Annotated in this window: 16 protein-coding genes; 13 read left to right on the top strand and 3 right to left on the bottom strand. The window is 69.9% G+C overall.

The features are described from left to right. Positions 1-117 precede the first annotated feature (117 nt). The 4 genes from lnt (at position 118) to ACH4YL_RS02130 (ending at position 5,310) form a co-directional block, all read left to right on the top strand. Entirely contained in the window at positions 118-1,869 is a 1,752-nt protein-coding gene (gene lnt, locus ACH4YL_RS02145; RefSeq protein WP_398503874.1) for an apolipoprotein N-acyltransferase, read from the top strand. Positions 1,870-1,907: 38 nt separating this feature from the next. Next, positions 1,908-2,390: an NUDIX hydrolase gene (locus ACH4YL_RS02140; RefSeq protein ID WP_398503872.1), complete on the top strand. Its 483-nt coding sequence runs from the start codon at positions 1,908-1,910 to the stop codon at positions 2,388-2,390. Between the two features lie 55 nt (positions 2,391-2,445). After that, the gene (locus ACH4YL_RS02135) at positions 2,446-3,267 is read left to right on the top strand and encodes a 3-hydroxybutyrate dehydrogenase (RefSeq protein WP_398503870.1); all 822 of its coding nucleotides are present in this window, start codon (positions 2,446-2,448) and stop codon (positions 3,265-3,267) included. A 138-nt stretch (positions 3,268-3,405) separates the two neighbouring features. Then, a complete protein-coding gene (locus ACH4YL_RS02130) occupies positions 3,406-5,310 on the top strand; it encodes a helix-turn-helix domain-containing protein (RefSeq protein ID WP_398503868.1) in 1,905 nt (634 codons plus the stop codon). A gap of 65 nt (positions 5,311-5,375) precedes the next feature. On the opposite strand, the gene ACH4YL_RS02125 is transcribed toward ACH4YL_RS02130, so the two are convergent. Continuing rightward, positions 5,376-6,758 (bottom strand): MFS transporter, encoded by a 1,383-nt coding sequence (locus tag ACH4YL_RS02125; RefSeq protein ID WP_398503866.1) that lies wholly within the window; start codon positions 6,756-6,758, stop codon positions 5,376-5,378. Positions 6,759-7,066: 308 nt separating this feature from the next. Here ACH4YL_RS02125 and ACH4YL_RS02120 point away from each other — a divergent pair, with 308 nt between their 5' ends. Beyond that, the gene (locus ACH4YL_RS02120; protein ID WP_398503865.1) at positions 7,067-8,542 is read left to right on the top strand and encodes an FAD-binding protein; all 1,476 of its coding nucleotides are present in this window, start codon (positions 7,067-7,069) and stop codon (positions 8,540-8,542) included. Here the strand turns inward: ACH4YL_RS02120 and ACH4YL_RS02115 are convergent. Beyond that, positions 8,430-8,867: a PaaI family thioesterase gene (locus ACH4YL_RS02115; RefSeq protein WP_398503863.1), complete on the bottom strand. Its 438-nt coding sequence runs from the start codon at positions 8,865-8,867 to the stop codon at positions 8,430-8,432. The genes ACH4YL_RS02120 and ACH4YL_RS02115 overlap by 113 nt on opposite strands. 187 nt (positions 8,868-9,054) lie before the next feature. Here ACH4YL_RS02115 and ACH4YL_RS02110 point away from each other — a divergent pair, with 187 nt between their 5' ends. The 6 genes from ACH4YL_RS02110 to ACH4YL_RS02085 all read left to right on the top strand — a co-directional run bounded on the left by ACH4YL_RS02110 (position 9,055) and on the right by ACH4YL_RS02085 (position 14,565). After that, positions 9,055-9,417, top strand: coding sequence for a bifunctional 3-phenylpropionate/cinnamic acid dioxygenase ferredoxin subunit (locus tag ACH4YL_RS02110; RefSeq protein ID WP_398503861.1), 363 nt, complete (start codon positions 9,055-9,057; stop codon positions 9,415-9,417). 388 nt (positions 9,418-9,805) lie between these two features. Further along, positions 9,806-10,891 (top strand): S-(hydroxymethyl)mycothiol dehydrogenase, encoded by a 1,086-nt coding sequence (locus ACH4YL_RS02105; protein ID WP_398503859.1) that lies wholly within the window; start codon positions 9,806-9,808, stop codon positions 10,889-10,891. Further along, positions 10,891-11,523: an MBL fold metallo-hydrolase gene (locus ACH4YL_RS02100; protein ID WP_398503857.1), complete on the top strand. Its 633-nt coding sequence runs from the start codon at positions 10,891-10,893 to the stop codon at positions 11,521-11,523. Before ACH4YL_RS02105 ends, ACH4YL_RS02100 begins: the two co-directional genes overlap by 1 nt. A gap of 257 nt (positions 11,524-11,780) precedes the next feature. Then, positions 11,781-12,143: a bifunctional 3-phenylpropionate/cinnamic acid dioxygenase ferredoxin subunit gene (locus ACH4YL_RS02095; protein ID WP_398503855.1), complete on the top strand. Its 363-nt coding sequence runs from the start codon at positions 11,781-11,783 to the stop codon at positions 12,141-12,143. Next, entirely contained in the window at positions 12,140-13,303 is a 1,164-nt protein-coding gene (locus ACH4YL_RS02090) for an NAD(P)/FAD-dependent oxidoreductase (protein WP_398503853.1), read from the top strand. The genes ACH4YL_RS02095 and ACH4YL_RS02090 overlap by 4 nt, the downstream gene beginning before the upstream one ends. 131 nt (positions 13,304-13,434) lie before the next feature. Then, positions 13,435-14,565: an aromatic ring-hydroxylating dioxygenase subunit alpha gene (locus tag ACH4YL_RS02085; protein ID WP_398503852.1), complete on the top strand. Its 1,131-nt coding sequence runs from the start codon at positions 13,435-13,437 to the stop codon at positions 14,563-14,565. 77 nt (positions 14,566-14,642) lie between these two features. Here ACH4YL_RS02085 and ACH4YL_RS02080 read toward each other — a convergent pair whose 3' ends face one another. After that, positions 14,643-15,440: an IclR family transcriptional regulator gene (locus ACH4YL_RS02080; protein WP_398503850.1), complete on the bottom strand. Its 798-nt coding sequence runs from the start codon at positions 15,438-15,440 to the stop codon at positions 14,643-14,645. 157 nt (positions 15,441-15,597) lie between these two features. Between ACH4YL_RS02080 and betA the strand changes: the two genes are divergently transcribed. Beyond that, complete coding sequence (gene betA / locus ACH4YL_RS02075) at positions 15,598-17,268, top strand: choline dehydrogenase (protein WP_398503848.1); 1,671 nt, start codon at positions 15,598-15,600, stop codon at positions 17,266-17,268. Between the two features lie 3 nt (positions 17,269-17,271). Further along, positions 17,272-18,105, top strand: coding sequence for a 5,10-methylenetetrahydrofolate reductase (locus ACH4YL_RS02070; protein ID WP_398503846.1), 834 nt, complete (start codon positions 17,272-17,274; stop codon positions 18,103-18,105). Positions 18,106-18,167: the final 62 nt, after the last annotated feature.

Genomic DNA, 18,167 nt, shown 5'->3' with positions numbered 1-18,167 from the left:
TGCGCAGGAACGATCCGCCGACCCACCGGTCGCAGAGCGGCCACCACCGCCCGCCGAGTGCCGGCAGCGCCCTACCGGGCTCCCGGTGGCACAGGTCACCGCCGTAGACTCCGGCAGGTGAGCGCCACCATCACCTCCGTCGACGCCCCACCGCCCGCCCCCGCCGCAGGCCGGCCGATGCTGGGACGGCTCGTGCGGCCCGGGGCCGCAGCGCTGGCCGGGGTGATGCTGTATCTGAGCTTCCCTCCCCGCCCGCTGTGGTGGCTGGCGCTGCCCGCCTTCGGCCTGCTCGGCTGGACCCTGTACGGACGCCGGCTCCGGCCCGCGCTCGGGCTCGGCTATCTCACCGGCGTCGGTTTTCTGCTGCCGCTGCTCGTCTGGACCGGCGAGGAGGTCGGCGCGCTGCCCTGGGTGGCACTGGCCGCCGTGGAGGCGCTGTTCGTCGCCTTCGCCTGCATGGGCGTCGCCGCCGTCAGCCGGCTTCCGGTGTGGCCGGTGTGGGGCGCGGCCGTGTGGATCGTCGGTGAGGCGGTCCGCGCGAGGATGCCGTTCGGCGGCTTCCCCTGGGGCAAGATCGCCTTCGGGCAGGCGGAAGGCTTCTTCCTGCCGCTCGCGGCGCTGGGCGGCACTTCGCTGCTCGGCTTCGCGGTCGTGGTGTGCGGATTCGGCCTGTACGAGACGGTGCGCCGGGTCCTCGCGTACCGGCGCGCCGGTGAGCTGCCGCGCGGCCCGATGGCAGCAGCGCTGCTCTCCGTTCTCGTGCCGGTCACGGCCGGTTTCGCCGCGCTGCCGCTCGTCGACGACTCCGCCGAGGACGGCACCGCGACCGTCGCCGCGGTGCAGGGCAACGTGCCGCGCCTCGGCCTCGACTTCAACTCGCAGCGGCGCGCGGTCCTCGACAACCACGTGCGCCGCACCGAAGAACTCGCGGCCGATGTGAAGGCGGGGAAGGTGGCGCAGCCGGACTTCGTGCTGTGGCCGGAGAACTCCTCGGACCTCGATCCCTACCGCAACGCGGACGCCAGGCTGCGCATCGAGGAGGCCGTGAAGGCGATCGGCGTGCCGACCGTCGTCGGCGCCGTCCTCACTCCCGACACGGGCAAGCTGCGCAACACCCTCATCGAGTGGGATCCCGAGCGCGGTCCCGTCGACACGTACGACAAGCGCCATGTGCAGCCGTTCGGCGAGTACATCCCGATGCGCTCGGTCGTACGGCTCTTCAGCGCCGACGTCGACCGGGTCCGGCGCGACTTCGGCCCCGGCGACAAGGTGGGCGTCTTCGATCTGGCCGGCACCAAGGTCGGTCTTGTCACCTGCTTCGAGGCGGCGTTCGACGACGCGGCACGGGACACCGTCACGCACGGCGCGCAGCTCATCTCCGTACCGAGCAACAACGCCACCTTCGGCCGCAGTGAAATGACGTATCAGCAGCTGGCGATGTCGCAGGTGCGGGCCGTCGAACACGGGCGGTCCGTGGTCGTGCCCGTCACCAGCGGTGTCAGTGCGGTGATCATGCCGGACGGGAAGATCGTCCAGAAGACGGGGATGTTCACTCCGGACGCGCTGGTCGCGGAGGTGCCGCTGCGCTCCTCGCTCACTCCGGCGACGCGGCTCGGCACATGGCCGGAGATCGTGCTGATTCTGGTCGCGGCGGGCGGCGTGGGCTGGGCCGTGGCCCGGGTCGTACGGACGCGGCGGCAGGCGACGGCTCAGGGCGGCGAGGGGACGGCCGCGGGCGTCACGGGCGACGGCGCGGCCGTGGGCGAGAGCATTGGCGCGGGCACGGCTGAAAGCACCGGGGCGGGCACGGCCGAGGCGACGAGCGAAGTACCGGTCGAAGGGGCGCGGGGACCGGCGGATGCCGGATAGCCAGCGGGCGTTCCCGACTGGCGGTTAGGGTCGAAGCCATGGCCATCCCTGACTTCATCCGTGAGATCCGCGCCGGCGCCGGCCATCAGCTGCTGCTTCTGCCGGGCGTCAGCGCGATTGTCTTCGACGACGACGGGCGGGTCCTGCTGGGGCGGCGCGCCGACACTGGCAAGTGGTCGATCATCGGCGGGATTCCGGAACCTGGCGAGGAACCGGCGGCCACCGCCGTGCGGGAGGTGTACGAGGAGACGGCGGTGCGCTGTGTCGCCGAGCGTGTCGTACTCGTCCAGGGGTTGCCGAGGCCGGTGACGTATCCGAACGGCGACCTCTGCCAGTACATGGACATCACCTTCCGCTGCAGGGCGGTCGGCGGCGAGGCGCGGGTCAACGACGACGAGTCGCTGGAAGTGGCGTGGTTTCCGGTGGATGCGCTGCCGGAGTTGACGGAGCTCGCGCTCTTCCGGATCAAGCAGGCGCTGAATGAGGGACCGGCATGGTTCCAGCCCACTGCGGAGCAATGAAGTATGGGTGCTGACCACATCGGTCGGCGGATGATCGCTGCCTAGGGTTCCAAGCATGACCTCGCCCTCCACACCGCCCTCCGCCCCCGGTGTTGTTCCTGTCTCTCCCACGGTCGAGCTCGATCTCGGCGGCCGTACGGCACTCGTGACCGGGGCGGCCGGCGGCATCGGCCGTGCCTGTGCGCTGCGGCTCGCGGCCGCCGGAGCGAAGGTCAGGGCCGTCGACCGGGACGCGGAGGGGCTCGAGGACCTCGCCGCGCTCAGTGCGGGCACGGCCGGTGCCGTGGAGCCGCAGGTCCTGGACCTCACCGATCTCGACGCGGCGGAGGCGGCGGCGGCCGGTGCGGACATCCTGGTCAACAACGCCGGGCTGCAACTGGTCCGGCCCATCGAGGAGTTCCCGCCGGACGTCTTCCACACCGTGCTGACCGTGATGCTGGAAGCGCCGTTCCGGTTGATCAGAGGCGCGCTGCCGCACATGTACGCCCAGGGGTGGGGCCGGATCGTCAATATCTCGTCCGTGCACGGGCTGCGCGCATCGGCCTTCAAGTCCGCGTATGTGGCCGCCAAACACGGCCTCGAGGGACTCTCGAAGACCGCGGCACTCGAGGGCGCCCCGCACGGAGTGACCTCGGTCTGCGTCAATCCCGGCTATGTGCGCACCCCGTTGGTCGAGAAGCAGATCGCCGACCAGGCCGCGGCCCATTCCGTGGCCGAGGAGCGGGTCCTCGCGGACGTACTGCTCAAGGACTCCGCGATCAAGCGGCTCGTCGAGCCGGAGGAGGTCGCGGAAGCGGTGCTGTATCTGTGCAGCCCGCAGGCATCGTTCATCACCGGCACCTCGCTCGCCATGGACGGCGGCTGGACCGCGCACTGACGGCCGGGCCGCTCGGGTTGTTCGGGCCGCGCTCGGGCCGGGTTGTTCGGGCCGCACGCCGGGTGACGCGGTTGTCCACATCGGCTCCGTCGTCCACAGGGCTGTGCCACGACCCGTCCGGCAGGTAATCCTGTGTCCATGTCCCACGATCAAGCCTCCTACCTGGAGCTCCTCGCACGCGGTGCCGCCGCGGAGGCGTACGACCGGCCGGTGCTGCTCGCCCGCGCGAGCGGCGCCGGGCCCGACGCGCTCGCCGGCCTCGAGCACGCCAAGCAGCTCGCGCTGCGGGTGCGCGCCGAGCTGGAGGGCCGGCGCAGACGCGAGGCGGAGCTCTCCGCGCTCTTCGAGACCGCGCACGATCTGGCAGGACTGCGGGACCTCGACGCCGTGCTCCGGGCGATAGTGCAGCGGGCCCGGTCGCTGCTCGGCACCGAGGTCGCGTATCTGAGCCTGAACGACTCGTCGGCGGGCGACACCTATATGCGGGTCACCGAGGGATCCGTGTCCGCGCGCTTCCAGCAGTTGCGTCTCGGCATGGGGGAGGGGCTCGGCGGGCTGGTGGCGCAGACCGCGCGTCCCTATGTCACCGACAGCTACTTCGACGACCCACGCTTCGAGCACACCCGGGCCATCGACACGGCGGTGGGCGAGGAGGGGCTTGTCGCGATCCTCGGCGTGCCGCTGATGCTCGGCAGCCAGGTCATCGGCGTGCTGTTCGCGGCAGATCGCCGGGAGCGGGTGTTCGAGCGGGAGCAGGTCGCGCTGCTCGCCTCCTTCGCCGCTCATGCCGCCGTCGCCATCGACACCGCGAACCTGCTGGCGGAGACCCGCTCCGCGCTCGCCGAGCTGGAGCGCGCCAATGAGATCATCCGGGACCACAGCGGCGTCATAGAGCGCGCCTCCGAGGTCCACGACCGGCTCACCGAGGTCGTGCTGCGCGGCGGCGGCGTCCACGATGTGGCGGCCGCGCTGTCCGAAGTCCTGGACGGCACCGTCGAGTTCACGGACGACGACCCCGACGCGACCGGCGCGGACGGCCGGGCCGTACGGCAGGGGGACGGCTGGGTGGCGGCGGTCTCGGCCGGCGGCGAGCTGCTGGGCGCGCTGGTGCTCCGCGGCCATCCGGACCTCGACCCGGTCGACCGGCGCACCCTGGAGCGCGGCGCGATGGTCACCTCGCTGCTGCTGCTCGCCCGCCGCTCCGCGCACGACGCCGAACAGCGTGTTCGGGGCGAGCTGCTCGACGATCTCCTCGACGCACCGGACCGCGACCCCCGGCTGCTCCGGGAGCGGGCGGCCCGGCTCGGAGCCGACCTCGACGTTCCTCATGTCGTGCTGGCCGCCCGAATAGACGGACCGGGCGCGGGCGCGCCGGACCGGGACACCGGCGACGGTGCGTCCGCCGCACGGGAGACCGCGGACCGTCAGCGGCTGCTGGCCGCCGCCTCGCATCTGGCCGCGACCCGGTCGGGACTGGCCGCGGCCCGCGACGGCGGAGCCGTGCTGCTGCTGCCGCTGGGCCCCGGCGACAGCGCTTCCGATCTGGCCCGCCAGACCGCGCGACAACTGGGCGGCACACTCCGGGAGTCGGTCACCGTGGGCGCGTCCTCTCCCGTCGCCGCGCCTGCCGGCGATCCGGGCCCGATAGCCGGCGCGTACGAGCAGGCGCGGCGCTGCCTGGACGCGCTGCGGCTGCTCGGCAGGTCAGGTCAGGGTGCGGCGGCGCAGGACCTGGGATTCCTCGGTCTGCTGCTCGCCGACCCCGGCGACATCGACGGGTTCGTGCAGCGCACCATGGGCCAGGTCGTCGAGTACGACCGGCGGCGCGGCACCGATCTGGTCCGCACGCTCGACGCGTACTTCGCGAGCGGCATGAGCCCGGCCCGTACGAAGGAGGACCTGCATGTCCATGTGAACACGGTGGCTCAGCGGCTGGAACGGATCGGCCGGCTGCTCGGTCCCGACTGGCAGTCACCCGCCAGGGCGCTCGAGATTCAACTGGCGCTGCGGCTGCATGCGATGTCGGCGGCCGTGGCCCGCTGAACGCGCCACCGCGCGGACTCCTCCAGGAGCCCGCGCGGTCCATACGGCCTTGGGTGTCTTTCGTTTCAGACGGTTCGCGCATCCGCCGGAGCCGGTGCGGGGGCGTCCTGCGGAACCTCGGTGTCGACCGCGTTCAGATCCCGGTGCCGGGTTTCCTGGGCGCAGGCGATGGCCACCACCGTGATGAGTGCGGCGGCGATGACATACAGGGCGATCGGCGTCGACGAGTCGTAGTCCTTGAGCAGTGCGGTCGCGATCAGCGGCGCGGGTGCTCCGGCGGCGACCGAGGAGAACTGCGCGCCGATGGACGCCCCGGAGTAGCGCATGCGCGTCGCGAACATCTCGGAGAAGAAGGCCGCCTGGGGCGCGTACATGGCCCCGTGCAGCACCAGCCCGACCGTGACGGCGAGCAGCAGACTGCCGAAGCTGCCGGTGTCGATGAGCGCGAAGAACGGGAACATCCAGGCCCCGACGCCGATGGCGCCGATGAGATACACGGGCCGCCGGCCGATGCGGTCCGACAGCGCGCCCCAGGCCGGGATCACGGCGAAGTGCACGGCCGAGGCGATGAGTACAGCATTCAGTGCGGTCTGCTTGCTCAGGTCAACGGCGGTCGTGGCGTACACCAGGATGAAGGCGGTGATGACGTAGTAGCTGATGTTCTCCGCCATGCGCGCGCCCATCGCGACCAGCACATCGCGCCAGTGATGTCGCAGGACGGCCACGAGCGGCATCTTCTCGACCTGCTCGGTGGCAGCCTTGCGCTGCTCGGCCTGTGCCAGCGCCGCCTTGAAGACCGGAGATTCATCGACAGAGAGACGAATCCACAAGCCGACGATCACCAGCACGCCGGAAAGGAGGAACGGTATACGCCAGCCCCATGAGGCGAAGGCCGCGTCCGACAGCAGGGCCGTCAAGGCGGAGAGCACGCCGGTTGCCAGCAACTGCCCAGCGGGCGCGCCGGTCTGCGGCCAGGACGCCCAGAAGCCACGGCGCTTGGCATCCCCGTGCTCCGACACCAGCAGCACGGCCCCGCCCCACTCGCCGCCGAGAGCGAAGCCCTGCACCAGCCGCAACACGGTGAGCAGCACCGGCGCGGCGCTGCCGATGGTGGCATGCGTCGGCAGCAGCCCGATCGCGAAGGTCGCCCCGCCCATCAGCAGCAGGCTGAGCACCAGCAGCTTCTTGCGGCCGAGCCGGTCGCCGTAGTGCCCGAAGACCAGCGCGCCGATCGGCCGGGCGGCGAAGCCCACCGCGTAGGTGAGGAAGGAGAGCAGGGTGCCGACGAGCGGATCGGAGCCCGGGAAGAACAACTCGTTGAAGACCAGGGCGGCGGCCGCCCCGTAGAGGAAGAAGTCGTACCACTCGATGGTGGTGCCGATGAGGCTGGCGGCGACGATGCGCTTGAGGTTGCTCGGCGTCGGTGGAGCGGATGCTGCGGAGGCCATGTGCGCCACTTCCTCGTGTGCGGTGGGGACGGGTATGTTTCGGCACACCGTAGAAACACGCAGGTCAGGCGCACATGTGGCGGGACAACATAGTTCGGAGCCAGGCTATCCGTCCGGCCTCCATGCTGGCTCGCCAAGGACGTGCTTCAGGGGTTCGACGGGTTGGAACGAGGAGTGTCTGTGATGCGCTGTTAGGGGGTGATTTGACGGTGGCGTACTGATTCCGGCGAGTCGCAGCGGAACTCGCCCGTACCGAAGTCCGTTGACGTAGCGCAGACGCACAGAATCCGTGAACCACTGGGGGTGTCATGTCCCACCGTCCGTCCCGACGAGCCGCATTACGCGGCCTCGCCGTCGCAGGAGCCGCCGTCATCGGCTTCGACCCCTTCACCCGGAGCTGGGCGGCGTCCGCCTCCGATTCCGACGCGTCCGGACTCGCGGGCGTACCCGACCTCGACGGAACGCTCCTCACGGATACGGCGTCCCGCGCCGCCGCCGCCGATGACTACGGCCACATCGTGCACCGCACCCCGGCCGCGGTGCTCAGACCGGGCTCCGTGGCGGACGTCGTCGCCATGGTCAGGTTCTGCAACAAGCACGGCATCCAGGTCGCCGCACGCGGCCAGGGCCACGCCACGCTGGGGCAGGCCCAGGTCGACGGCGGTCTGGTCGTCGAGACCGCGCCGCTCGCCGCCATCGGCACAGTGGACACCGGCAGTTCAACGGTCACCGTCGGCGCTGGCGCCACATGGAGCGACGTAGCCAAGGCCACCCTCGCCCACGGCCTGACGCCACCCGTCTTCACCGACTACCTCGAACTCTCGGTCGGTGGCACGCTGTCCGTCGGCGGCATCGGCGGCCAGTCGCACCGGCACGGCGCACAGGTCGACAACGTCGTCGTGCTCGAAGTCGTCACCGGGGCAGGGGAGTTGCTGCGCTGCTCCGCGAAGACGCGCCCCGACCTGTTCCAGGCGGTGCGCGCCGGGCTCGGGCAGTGCGCGATCATCGTGGGCGCCACGCTGCGGCTGGTGGCGGCGCCGGAGTCCGTACGTCACTACCTCCTGCCGTACGACGACTTGCGGACCTACCTGGACGACCAGCGCCTCCTCGCCGAGGACGAACGCTTCGACTACGTCGAGGGCCAGGTCACCGCCGACGACTCCGGCCTCTTCCGCAACGGCGTCATCGAGGCCGTCGCCTACGGCCCGCCCGTCGGCGGCGCTCCCGACGACGCAGTCCTCCTGCGTGGGCTTCGGCACGACGCGCAGGGCGCGCAGATCACCGACCTGCCGTACTACGACTTCCTCGACCGCCTCGCGCCCGTCGTCGCGGACCTGAAGGAGTCGGGCCTCTGGTACTGGGCGCACCCCTGGGTCAACCTCCTGCTCCCCGGCGCCAGAACGGCCGACGTCACCCGCGAGATCCTCGCTTCCCTCACCCCCGACGACGTCGGCCCAGGCCTCGTCCTCCTCTACCCGTTGCGTCGCGAACGGTTCACCGCTCCCCTTCTCCGCATGCCGGACGGGCCCGTCCCTTACCTCTTCGCCATCCTGCGCGCGACGCCGCCCGACGACCCGACGACGATCGACCGCCTCCTCGAGGCCAACCGCTCGGCATACGACATCGCCCGCGCGGCAGGCGGCCACCGCTACCCGGTCGGCTCCATCCCCTTCACCAAGCCGGACTGGCGCCGCCACTTCGGCCCCACCTGGCCCACCCTCGCGGCGGCCCGCCGGCGGTACGACCCGCGGGGTGTGCTGGGCCCGGGCCAGGGAATCTTCTAGCGACAGCTCCGCGTGCCACTCCCGAATCGGCCCGGACAGGGTGCCACTGGGTGGTCGGGAACAGGGCGCGGGTGCGGTCGGGGACGGGCGAGACGAAGACACCCTCCGCGGTGACCGCGATGGCCGACGGATCTGCCTCAGCGCTGATCGGGCCGTCCACGAAGATCTTGCGGCTCTCGGTGCCCGTGACCCGGGCGTAGACCCGCAGGGAGTCTCCAGTGGGACTGGGTCGGTGGTGGCGCACCTGCAAGGAGACCGTCATGCCGGGCACTCCGGCTGCGGCGCAGGCCCAGCCCATCAGTTCGTCCAACTGCATGGGGTTCATGCCCCCGTGCCCGCGATCGCCCGCTGAGGGGCACTTCCGGCGCGTTCCCCAGGTGACTGCCACCCCGTGCCGCACAGCCCGGCCGTTGCCGTTCGTTGGCTTTTCCTGTGCCTTGACAGGGCTCCGGACCCGCCCTCAGACTCGTTGCGTAAGTTGAAGCTAGTTTCTCTATGTGCAACGAGGTGTCATGATGATTCCCGTGTGTCGTCTCGTGGATCTGCCGCGGGGTGAGGCCTTCCGGCTCGACGTCGATCCGCCGGTTTCGGTGTTCCATACCGATGGCGGCGAGGTCTACGCCATCGACGACACCTGCACCCACCAGGACGCCTCGCTCGCCGACGGCTGGCTGGAGGGTCGTGAGGTGGAATGCCCGCTGCACTCCTCGAAGTTCGACCTGCGGACCGGGGCCGTGGACGCCCCGCCGGCCAAGCGCCCGGTGCGCACCCATCAGGTGTTCGTCGAGGACGGCATGGTCTACGTCCAGCTGTCCACCGACGCTCCCAACCTGCCGCCGTGCATCGCGGCCCGGCTGGCCGGAGGTCTTGCGTGAGGACCGTGGCCGTAGTGGGCGCCTCGCTCGCTGCGCGTGCAGGGTCGCGACGAACGCAGCTCTCCACCACCGTGGCCCCGGTCGGTGTCGCATGACCGGCGTGGCCCGGCCGAGTCATGGGGCTCCCACTCCGTGGTGTCCGTCCTCGCCGCCGTGCAGGGCGTCTGGTGTGTTCGCGTACACGACGTGGCCTCGACGGTCGACGCGGTGCGGGTGACCGCCCGCTGGGGTCTCGCAGCCACGGCCCCGGTCCCGCAGACTGCCCTGATTTGAGCGGCAACATCCTTGACCGCCGCTCGCCCCTCCATGATGCTTTGTTGCGGTACGTGAGATACGTACCGCAATGAGAAACGATCGACTTGAGTCTCGTACCAGCTGAGGAGTAGCCATGGCTCACCATGTCCGTGCTGTTGTCGCGCGGGGGAAGGGTGCCCCCGTCAGCCTGGAAACGATCATCGTCCCCGACCCGGGTCCGGGTGAGGCGCTGGTCAAGATCGAGGCGTGCGGGGTCTGCCACACCGATCTGCACTACCGCGAGGGCGGCATCAACGACGACTTCCCCTTCCTGCTGGGTCACGAGGCCGCGGGTGTCGTGGAGTCGGTGGGGGACGGTGTCACCGACGTTGCTCCGGGTGACTTCGTCATCCTCAACTGGCGTGCCGTCTGCGGGCAGTGCCGGGCCTGTCGGCGGGGACGGCCGCAGTACTGCTTCAACACCCACAACGCGAAGCAGCGGATGACCCTGACCGACGGCACCGAGCTGTCTCCTGCTCTGGGTATCGGCGCGTTCGCGGAGAAGACTCTGGTGGCGGCGGGGCAGTGCACCAAGGTCGACCCGGCGGCATCGGCGGCCGCTGCCGGCCTGCTCGGATGCGGAGTGATGGCGGGTATCGGTGCTGCCATCAATACGGGCAACGTCGGACGCGGTGACAGTGTGGCCGTCATCGGCTGCGGCGGGGTGGGAAACGCGGCGATCGCCGGTGCCCGGCTCGCCGGAGCCGCCAAGATCATCGCTGTCGACATCGACGACCGGAAACTCGACACCGCGATGAAGCTCGGAGCGACCCACACGGTCAACTCCAGGCAGGGCGATCCCGTGGCGGCGGTACGCGAGCTGACCGGCGGCTTCGGCGCCGATGTGGTGATCGAGGCGGTCGGGCGTCCGGAAACGTACAAACAGGCCTTCTATGCCCGCGACCTGGCCGGCACAGTCGTCCTCGTCGGCGTGCCGACGCCGGAGATGAAGCTCGAACTCCCGCTGCTGGACGTCTTCGGGCGGGGCGGCGCACTGAAGTCCTCCTGGTACGGCGACTGCCTGCCCTCCCGTGACTTCCCGATGCTCATCGGCCTGTATCTGCAGGGCCGACTGGACCTGGACGCGTTCGTGACGGAGACCATCGCCCTCGACGGCGTCGAGAAGGCCTTCGAGCGGATGCACAGCGGCGACGTGCTGCGTTCGGTGGTGGTCTTCTGATGGCAGGCACCCGCATCGAACACCTTGTCACCTCAGGCACGTTCTCCCTGGACGGTGGCACCTGGGACGTCGACAACAACGTGTGGATCATCGGTGACGACACCGAGGCCGTCGTCATTGATGCCGCACACGACGCCGAGGCGATCGCCGAAGTGCTCGGCGGACGCACCCTGCGGGCCATCGTGTGCACACACGCCCACAACGACCACATCGACGCCGCGCCCGAACTCTCCGTACGCACCGGTGCTCCGATCCTGCTCCATGCGGACGACCTGCCGCTGTGGAAGCAGACCCACCCCGAGCGGGCGCCCGACGGTGCACTGGCCGACGGGCAGGTCGTCACGGTGGCGGGTGTCGAGCTGACCGTGCTGCACACACCCGGCCACGCCCCCGGGGCGGTCTGCCTGTATGCGCCGGCCCTGAAGGCGCTCTTCAGCGGTGACACGCTCTTCGCGGGTGGGCCGGGGGCCACGGGGAGGTCGTACAGCGACTTCGGCGCCATCGTCGACTCGATCCGGGACCGGCTCCTGACTCTGCCCGGCGACACGGTCGTCCATACCGGCCACGGAGAGACGACCACCATCGCCGCCGAGGCCCCGCATCTCCAGGAGTGGATCGACCGCGGGTTCTGACCGCGGCGCGAGGTCTCCTCGTGCCCGTGAGTCCCTCACGCATCGGCCTGCGCACGCCTTGAGCAGGTCGAATGAACACTGATCGCCGCCGCGGACTCCCTGGCGCGATGCGTTGCTTGTCATGCGTGAGGTTTCGCTCTGGGCAACGCCGCGTTACGGGGCGGCCCGTCCTCTGGATGTCTTGACAGGGTTCGGAGCCGCCCTCAAACTGGCGTTGCGTTCACCGCAATCCGTTCCGTTATACGCACCGAGGTGTCATGATGATTCCCGTGTGTCGTCTCGTGGATCTGCCGCGGGGTGAGGCCTTCCGGCTCGACATCGATCCGCCGGTTTCGGTGTTCCATACCGATGGCGGCGAGGTCTACGCCATCGACGACACCTGCACCCACCAGGACGCCTCGCTCGCCGACGGCTGGCTGGAGGGTCGTGAGGTGGAATGCCCGCTGCACTCCTCGAAGTTCGACCTGCGGACCGGGGCCGTGGACGCTCCGCCGGCCAAGCGCCCGGTGCGCACCCATCAGGTGTTCGTCGAGGACGGCATGGTCTACGTCCAGCTGTCCACCGACGCTCCCAACCTGCCGCCGTGCATCGCGGCCCGGCTCGCCGGAGGTCTTGCGTGAGGACCGTGGCCGTGGTGGGCGCCTCGCTCGCCGGACTGTCCGCCGCCCGCTCGCTGCGCGGGCAGGGCTACGACGGACGCCTCGTCATCATCGGCGACGAGTCCCATCGCCCCTACGACAGGCCGCCGTTGTCCAAGGAGTACCTCACCGGCGGCATGGGTGAAGCCGACCTCGCGTTGGAGTCGGACGACGAGGATCTGCAGGCGGAGTGGCTGCTCGGCGCCCGCGCCGCTGGGCTCGACAGCGCTCACCGCGCCGTGCGGCTCGCCGACGGCCGCGAGGTCCGGGCCGACGGCATCGTCATCGCGACCGGCGCGACCGCGCGCACGCTGCCGGGCACGGACGGTCTGGCCGGTGTGCACACCCTGCGCACACTGGACGACGCCCGCGCACTGCGGAACGAACTGGCCCTGGGCGGACGGCTGGTCGTGATCGGCGGCGGATTCATCGGCGCCGAGGTCGCCTCCACCGCCTGCGCTCTCGGCCTCGACGTGACGGTCGTCGAGGCCGCGCCGACGCCGCTGGCCGGACCGCTCGGCGAGACCATGGGCGGCATCGTCTCCGCCCTCCACGCAGACCACGGCGTACGCCTGTTGTGCGGCGTGGGCGTCAAGGGACTGAGCGGCGAGCGCCGGGTCGACGCCGTCCTGCTGGAGGACGGCCGCACCGTCCCCGCGGACATCGTCGTCGTGGGCGTCGGCGCACGCCCGTGCGTCGACTGGCTGGAGGGATCCGGCGTCGCGCTCGACAACGGCGTCACATGCGGTGCGGACGGCCGCACCAGCCTGGCGGGCGTGGTAGCGGTCGGTGACTGCGCCAACTGGTACGACCCCCGTGCCGGTGCTCATCGCCGCGTCGAGCACTGGACGGGTGCGCGCGAGCGGCCCGATGCGGCTGTGGCCGTGCTGCTGTCGTCGGGTTCGGCGGAACCGGGCGTGCCCCGTCCGCCGTACTTCTGGTCGGACCAGTACGGGGTGAAGATCCAGTTCGTCGGTCACGCGGCCGGCGCCGACAGCGTGACGATCGAGGAAGGCGCCCCGGACGACCGCAACGTCCTGGCCGTCTACCGGCGTGCCGGGCACCCGGTCGCCGCGCTCGGGATGAACCAGCCACGGCTGTTCACGCGTTGGCGCAAGCAGCTCGCAACCGCGGCATTCTGACGCTGACCGCACGGCATCTCCTGCTGCCGTTGCGTATGGCGTTCAGCCCTGCTCCAGGCAAGACGACGTCCGGTGCCGCTCTTCCCGGCGTGTGAATGACCCGATCCATGACGCACCCCGAGGAGTGCACTGTGACCTCGACCGACCTGCCGGACAGCCTGATCGCCACCCTCCCCGGCTCCTCCTACACGGATCCCGGAATCTTCTCCCAGGAGCAGGAGCGCATCTTCGAGACAATGTGGTTCTGCGCTGCGCGCGCCTCCGACCTGGCCAGGCCCGGCGCCTTCCGGACTGTCGAGGTGGGCCGCGAGAGCATCCTGATCGCCCGCGCACGGGACAACTCCATACGCGCCTATTTCAACGTCTGCCGACATCGCGGGGCCAAGCTCTGCACGGAGGAGACCGGCGAGGTCAAGCGCGCCTTCCAGTGCCCTTACCACGCTTGGACGTACGACTTGACGGGCAAACTCGTCGCAGCGCCCAACCTCACCAAGATGCCCGACATCGGCCGCACGGAGTACGGCTTGGTGAGCGTGGCGACGCACGAGTGGCTCGGCTACGTGTGGGTGTGCCTCGCGGAAGACCCGCCCCCGTTCGACGAGGTTGTGCAGGACGTGGTCGCACGTCTCGGCGACGCCGAGACGATCGAGCGCTACGGCATCGAGAACCTAGAGGTCGGAAGGAGGATCGTCTATGACGTCAAGGCGAACTGGAAGCTCATCGTCGAGAACTTCATGGAGTGCTACCACTGCGCGACGATCCACCCGGAACTGACCGAGGTGCTCCCGGAGTTCGCCGACGGGTACGCCGCTCAGTACTACGTGGGGCACGGCGCGGAGTTCGGCACCGAGATCAAGGGCTTCACCGTCGACGGCTCCGAGGGGCTGGACCGCCTTCCAGGGGTCACCGAGGATCAGGACCGCCGCTACTACGCGATCACCGTCAGGCCACAGGTGTTCATCAACCTCGTGCCCGACCACGTGATCTTCCATCGGATGTACCCGGTCGCCGCGGACCGCACGATCGTCGAGTGCGACTGGCTCTACCTCAAGCATGTCGTCGAGAGCGGTAAGGACGTCAGCCGGTCGGTGGAGCTCTTCGATCGTGTCAACCGGCAGGACTTCGACGCATGCGAGCGCTGTCAGCCCGCGATGAGTTCCCGGCTGTACGCCAAGGGCGGCGTCCTGGTGCCCAGCGAGCACCACATCGGCGAGTTCCACGCCTTTGTCCAGGAGCGTCTGGGGGCGGTGCAGTCGCAGTAACGGCAGTTCCCTGCGGGCCGGTTCCCTGCGGGCCGGTGCTCGGCAGCCGACGTCGATGTCGCCGGCGGCACACGGTCTCAGCCCAGGTAGCCCATGCGATGGCTGACCTCGTGCGCGCCCTCGACCAGCATCGGAGCGAGTGCGTGCATGCGCTCCTCGGTGAGCCGGTACGCGGGTCCGGAGGCGCTGAGGGCCGCGATGACGTCTCCGTCGCGGTTGCGGACCGGCGCGGCCATGGCGTGGAGCCCCAACTCCATTTCCTCGAGGGTCCAGGAGTAGCCGCGCTCCCGGGCCTCGGCGAGATTCTTCTCAAGCTTCGTCTTCGCCGTCAGGGTGCGCGGGGTCATCTTCTTCAGGCCGACCTCGGCCAGCAGTGCGGTGCGCTCCTGGACGGGCATGTGGGCCAGAAGGATCTTGCCGCTCGAGGTGGCGTGCAGCGGGGTCAGCTGGCCGACCCAGTTGTGCGCGGTGACGGCACCCGGGCCGCGCACCTGGTAGAGGTTGATCGCGTAGCGTTCCTGCATCACTGCGAGGTTCACGGTCTCGCCGATCTCCTCGGCGAGACGCTCGCAGACCGGGCGGCTCTGCTGGGTGACGTCGATACGTCCGGTGGCCGCGCCGGCGAGGCGCACGATGCCGAAACCGAGGCGGTACTTGCCGCGCTCGCCCGCCTGCTCCACCAGGCCGCGCGCTTCCAGGGCGCCGAGCAGGCGGAACGCGGTGGACTTGTGAACGTCGATCTCGGCGGCCACCTCACTGACGCCGGCCTCGCCGCGTTGGGCCAGGATCTCCAGGACGTTGATGGCGCGGTCGACGGACTGTACTCCACCGGCGGGCGAACCTGTCGTTTCGTTATCTGGACTGTAGTTGCTCACAGCGAAACTATACGCGCAGTAAAGAACAAGGGCACCGGCCCAGGTCACAGGGCTGACGCACGCGCTTTACAAGTTGCGCTGTTCGCAACCTGGTGCGCATGGCGATACTCGTACTAGCATGCCGCGCGTATCTACGGAGCGAGCGAGACGAGGCACCATGGCTCCCCAGCAGTACGACTTCGTCATCGTCGGTGGTGGATCGGCCGGCAGCGCACTGGCCAACCGGCTCTCCGCGGACCCGGGCAACCGGGTGCTGGTGCTGGAGGCCGGTCGCCCCGACTACCCGTGGGACGTGTTCATCCACATGCCCGCGGCGCTGACCTACCCGATCGGCAGCCGCTTCTACGACTGGAAGTACGAGTCCGAACCCGAGCCCCACATGGGCGGCCGGCGCGTCTACCACGCGCGCGGCAAGGTGCTGGGCGGCTCCAGCAGTATCAACGGCATGATCTTCCAGCGCGGCAACCCCATGGACTATGAGCGCTGGGCCGCCGATCCCGGCATGGAGAACTGGGACTACGCGCACTGTCTGCCGTACTTCCGGCGGATGGAGAACTGTCTCGCGGCCGACCCGGACGACGAGTTCCGCGGCCACGACGGCCCCCTCGTCCTCGAACGCGGCCCGGCCACCAACCCGCTCTTCGACGCCTTCCTCAAGGCCACCGAGGAGGCGGGCTACGCTCCCACCGACGACGTCAACGGCTACCGGCAGGAAGGCTTCGCCAAGTTCGACCGGAACGTCCACCGCGGACGTCGCCTGTCGGCGTCGAAGGCGTATCTCAAGCCCGCCAGAAAGCGCCCCAACCTCACGATCAAGACGCGCGCCCTCGTCACCCGCGTCCTGTTCGAGGGCAAGCGTGCCGTCGGCGTCGAGTACCGGCGCGGTCGCGGCGCGCCCCAGCAGGTGCGCGCCCGCGAAGTCGTCCTCTGCGGCGGCGCGATCAACTCCCCCCAGCTGCTTCAGCTCTCCGGCGTCGGCAACGCCGAGGAACTGAGCGCGCTCGGTGTCGACGTCGTCCACGACCTGCCGGGCGTCGGCGAGAACATGCAGGACCACCTGGAGGTGTACATCCAGTACGCCTGCAAACAGCCCGTCTCCATGCAGCCGTACCTGGCGAAGTGGCGCGCCCCGTTCATCGGCCTGCAGTGGCTCTTCCGCAAGGGCCCGGCCTCGACCAACCACTTCGAGGCAGGTGGCTTCGCCCGCAGTAACGAGGACGTGGACTACCCCAACCTGATGTTCCACTTCCTGCCCATCGCGGTTCGCTACGACGGCTCCGTGCCCGCCGGTGGACACGGCTACCAGGTGCACGTCGGGCCCATGTACTCCGACGCCATCGGCTCGGTGAAGATCAAGAGCAGGGATCCGAACGAGCACCCGGCGCTGCGCTTCAACTACCTGTCCACCGAACAGGACCGCCGCGAGTGGGTCGAGGCGATCCGGGTCGCCCGCAAGCTGCTCGACCAGCCTGCCATGGCCCCGTACAGCGACGGGGAGATCTCGCCCGGGCCGTCCGTCGAGACCGACGAGGAGATCCTCGCCTGGGTGGCCAAGGACGGCGAGACCGCCCTGCATCCCTCGTGCACCTGCAAGATGGGCACCGACGCGATGTCCGTCGTTGACCCCACCAGCATGCGCGTGCACGGCGTGGAGGGTCTGCGTGTCGTCGACGCGTCCGTGATGCCCTATGTCACCAACGGCAATATCTACGCGCCGGTGATGATGATCGCGGAAAGGGCGGCGGACCTCATCCTCGACAAGGAACCGCTGCCGCCCTCCAAGGCCGCGTACTACCGGTACCGCGACGCCCAGCAGCAGGCCGGGTAAGCGTTGGGCGCCGCAGGCTTCCGCGTGCTGCTGGACAGCGTCCGCTACGAGGTGCTGCCCGCGAAGGCGACCGAGGACAAGGTCCTCGCCCATGTCCCGCGCGACGTCGTCGTCACCGTGACGGCGTCGCCGGTCAAGGGCCTGGAACCGACCCTCGACCTCGCCACCCGGCTCGCCGCGCACGGCTACCGCGTCGTCCCGCACGTGCCCGCGCGCCTGCTGCGGGACGACGCCCACCTCAAGGACGTCATCGACCGGCTCCGTGGGTCGGGCGTCGACGACGTCTTCGTCCCGGCGGGCGACGCCGATCCGCCGGCCGGAGCCTACGACGGGGCGCTGCCGGTACTGCGCAGGATGGGTGAGCTGGGCAGCCCCTTCGCCGAGGTCGGCGTCACCGGCTACCCCGAGAGTCATCCGCTCATCCACGACGACCTCGCCATCCAGGCGATGTGGGACAAGCGGGCACACGCCACGTACATCGTGAGCAACCTCTGCTTCGACCCGCGCGTGCTGGGCGACTGGGTGGGCCGGATACGCCGCCGAAACGTCGCCCTGCCTGTGTACGTGGGTGTCGCGGGGCCGGTGCAGCGGGCGAAGCTGCTGTCCATGGCGACGAAGATCGGCGTGGGGGAGTCGACTCGCTTTCTGACCCGGCATCCCTCCTGGTTCCTGCGCTTTGTGACCCCCGGCGGCTACTCGCCCGAGCGGCTGCTCGCGCGCGGTGCAGAGGCGCTCACCACGCCCGCGGCGGGAGTGGCCGGCCTGCACCTCTTCACCTTCAACCAGATCGCCGAGACCGAGCGGTGGCGTCGCGCTCTGCTCGACCGACTGCCGTAACGCAGATTTTTCCGTTCGCGCTCGGATCGGAAATCAGCTGTATACGGCCTGTGGACCAGGTG

Source organism: Streptomyces sp. NPDC020681, from assembly GCF_044334895.1.
Taxonomy (GTDB): domain Bacteria; phylum Actinomycetota; class Actinomycetes; order Streptomycetales; family Streptomycetaceae; genus Streptomyces.
Note: the sequence above shows the minus strand (reverse complement) of the source record. Positions and strands in the feature narration are given on the sequence as shown.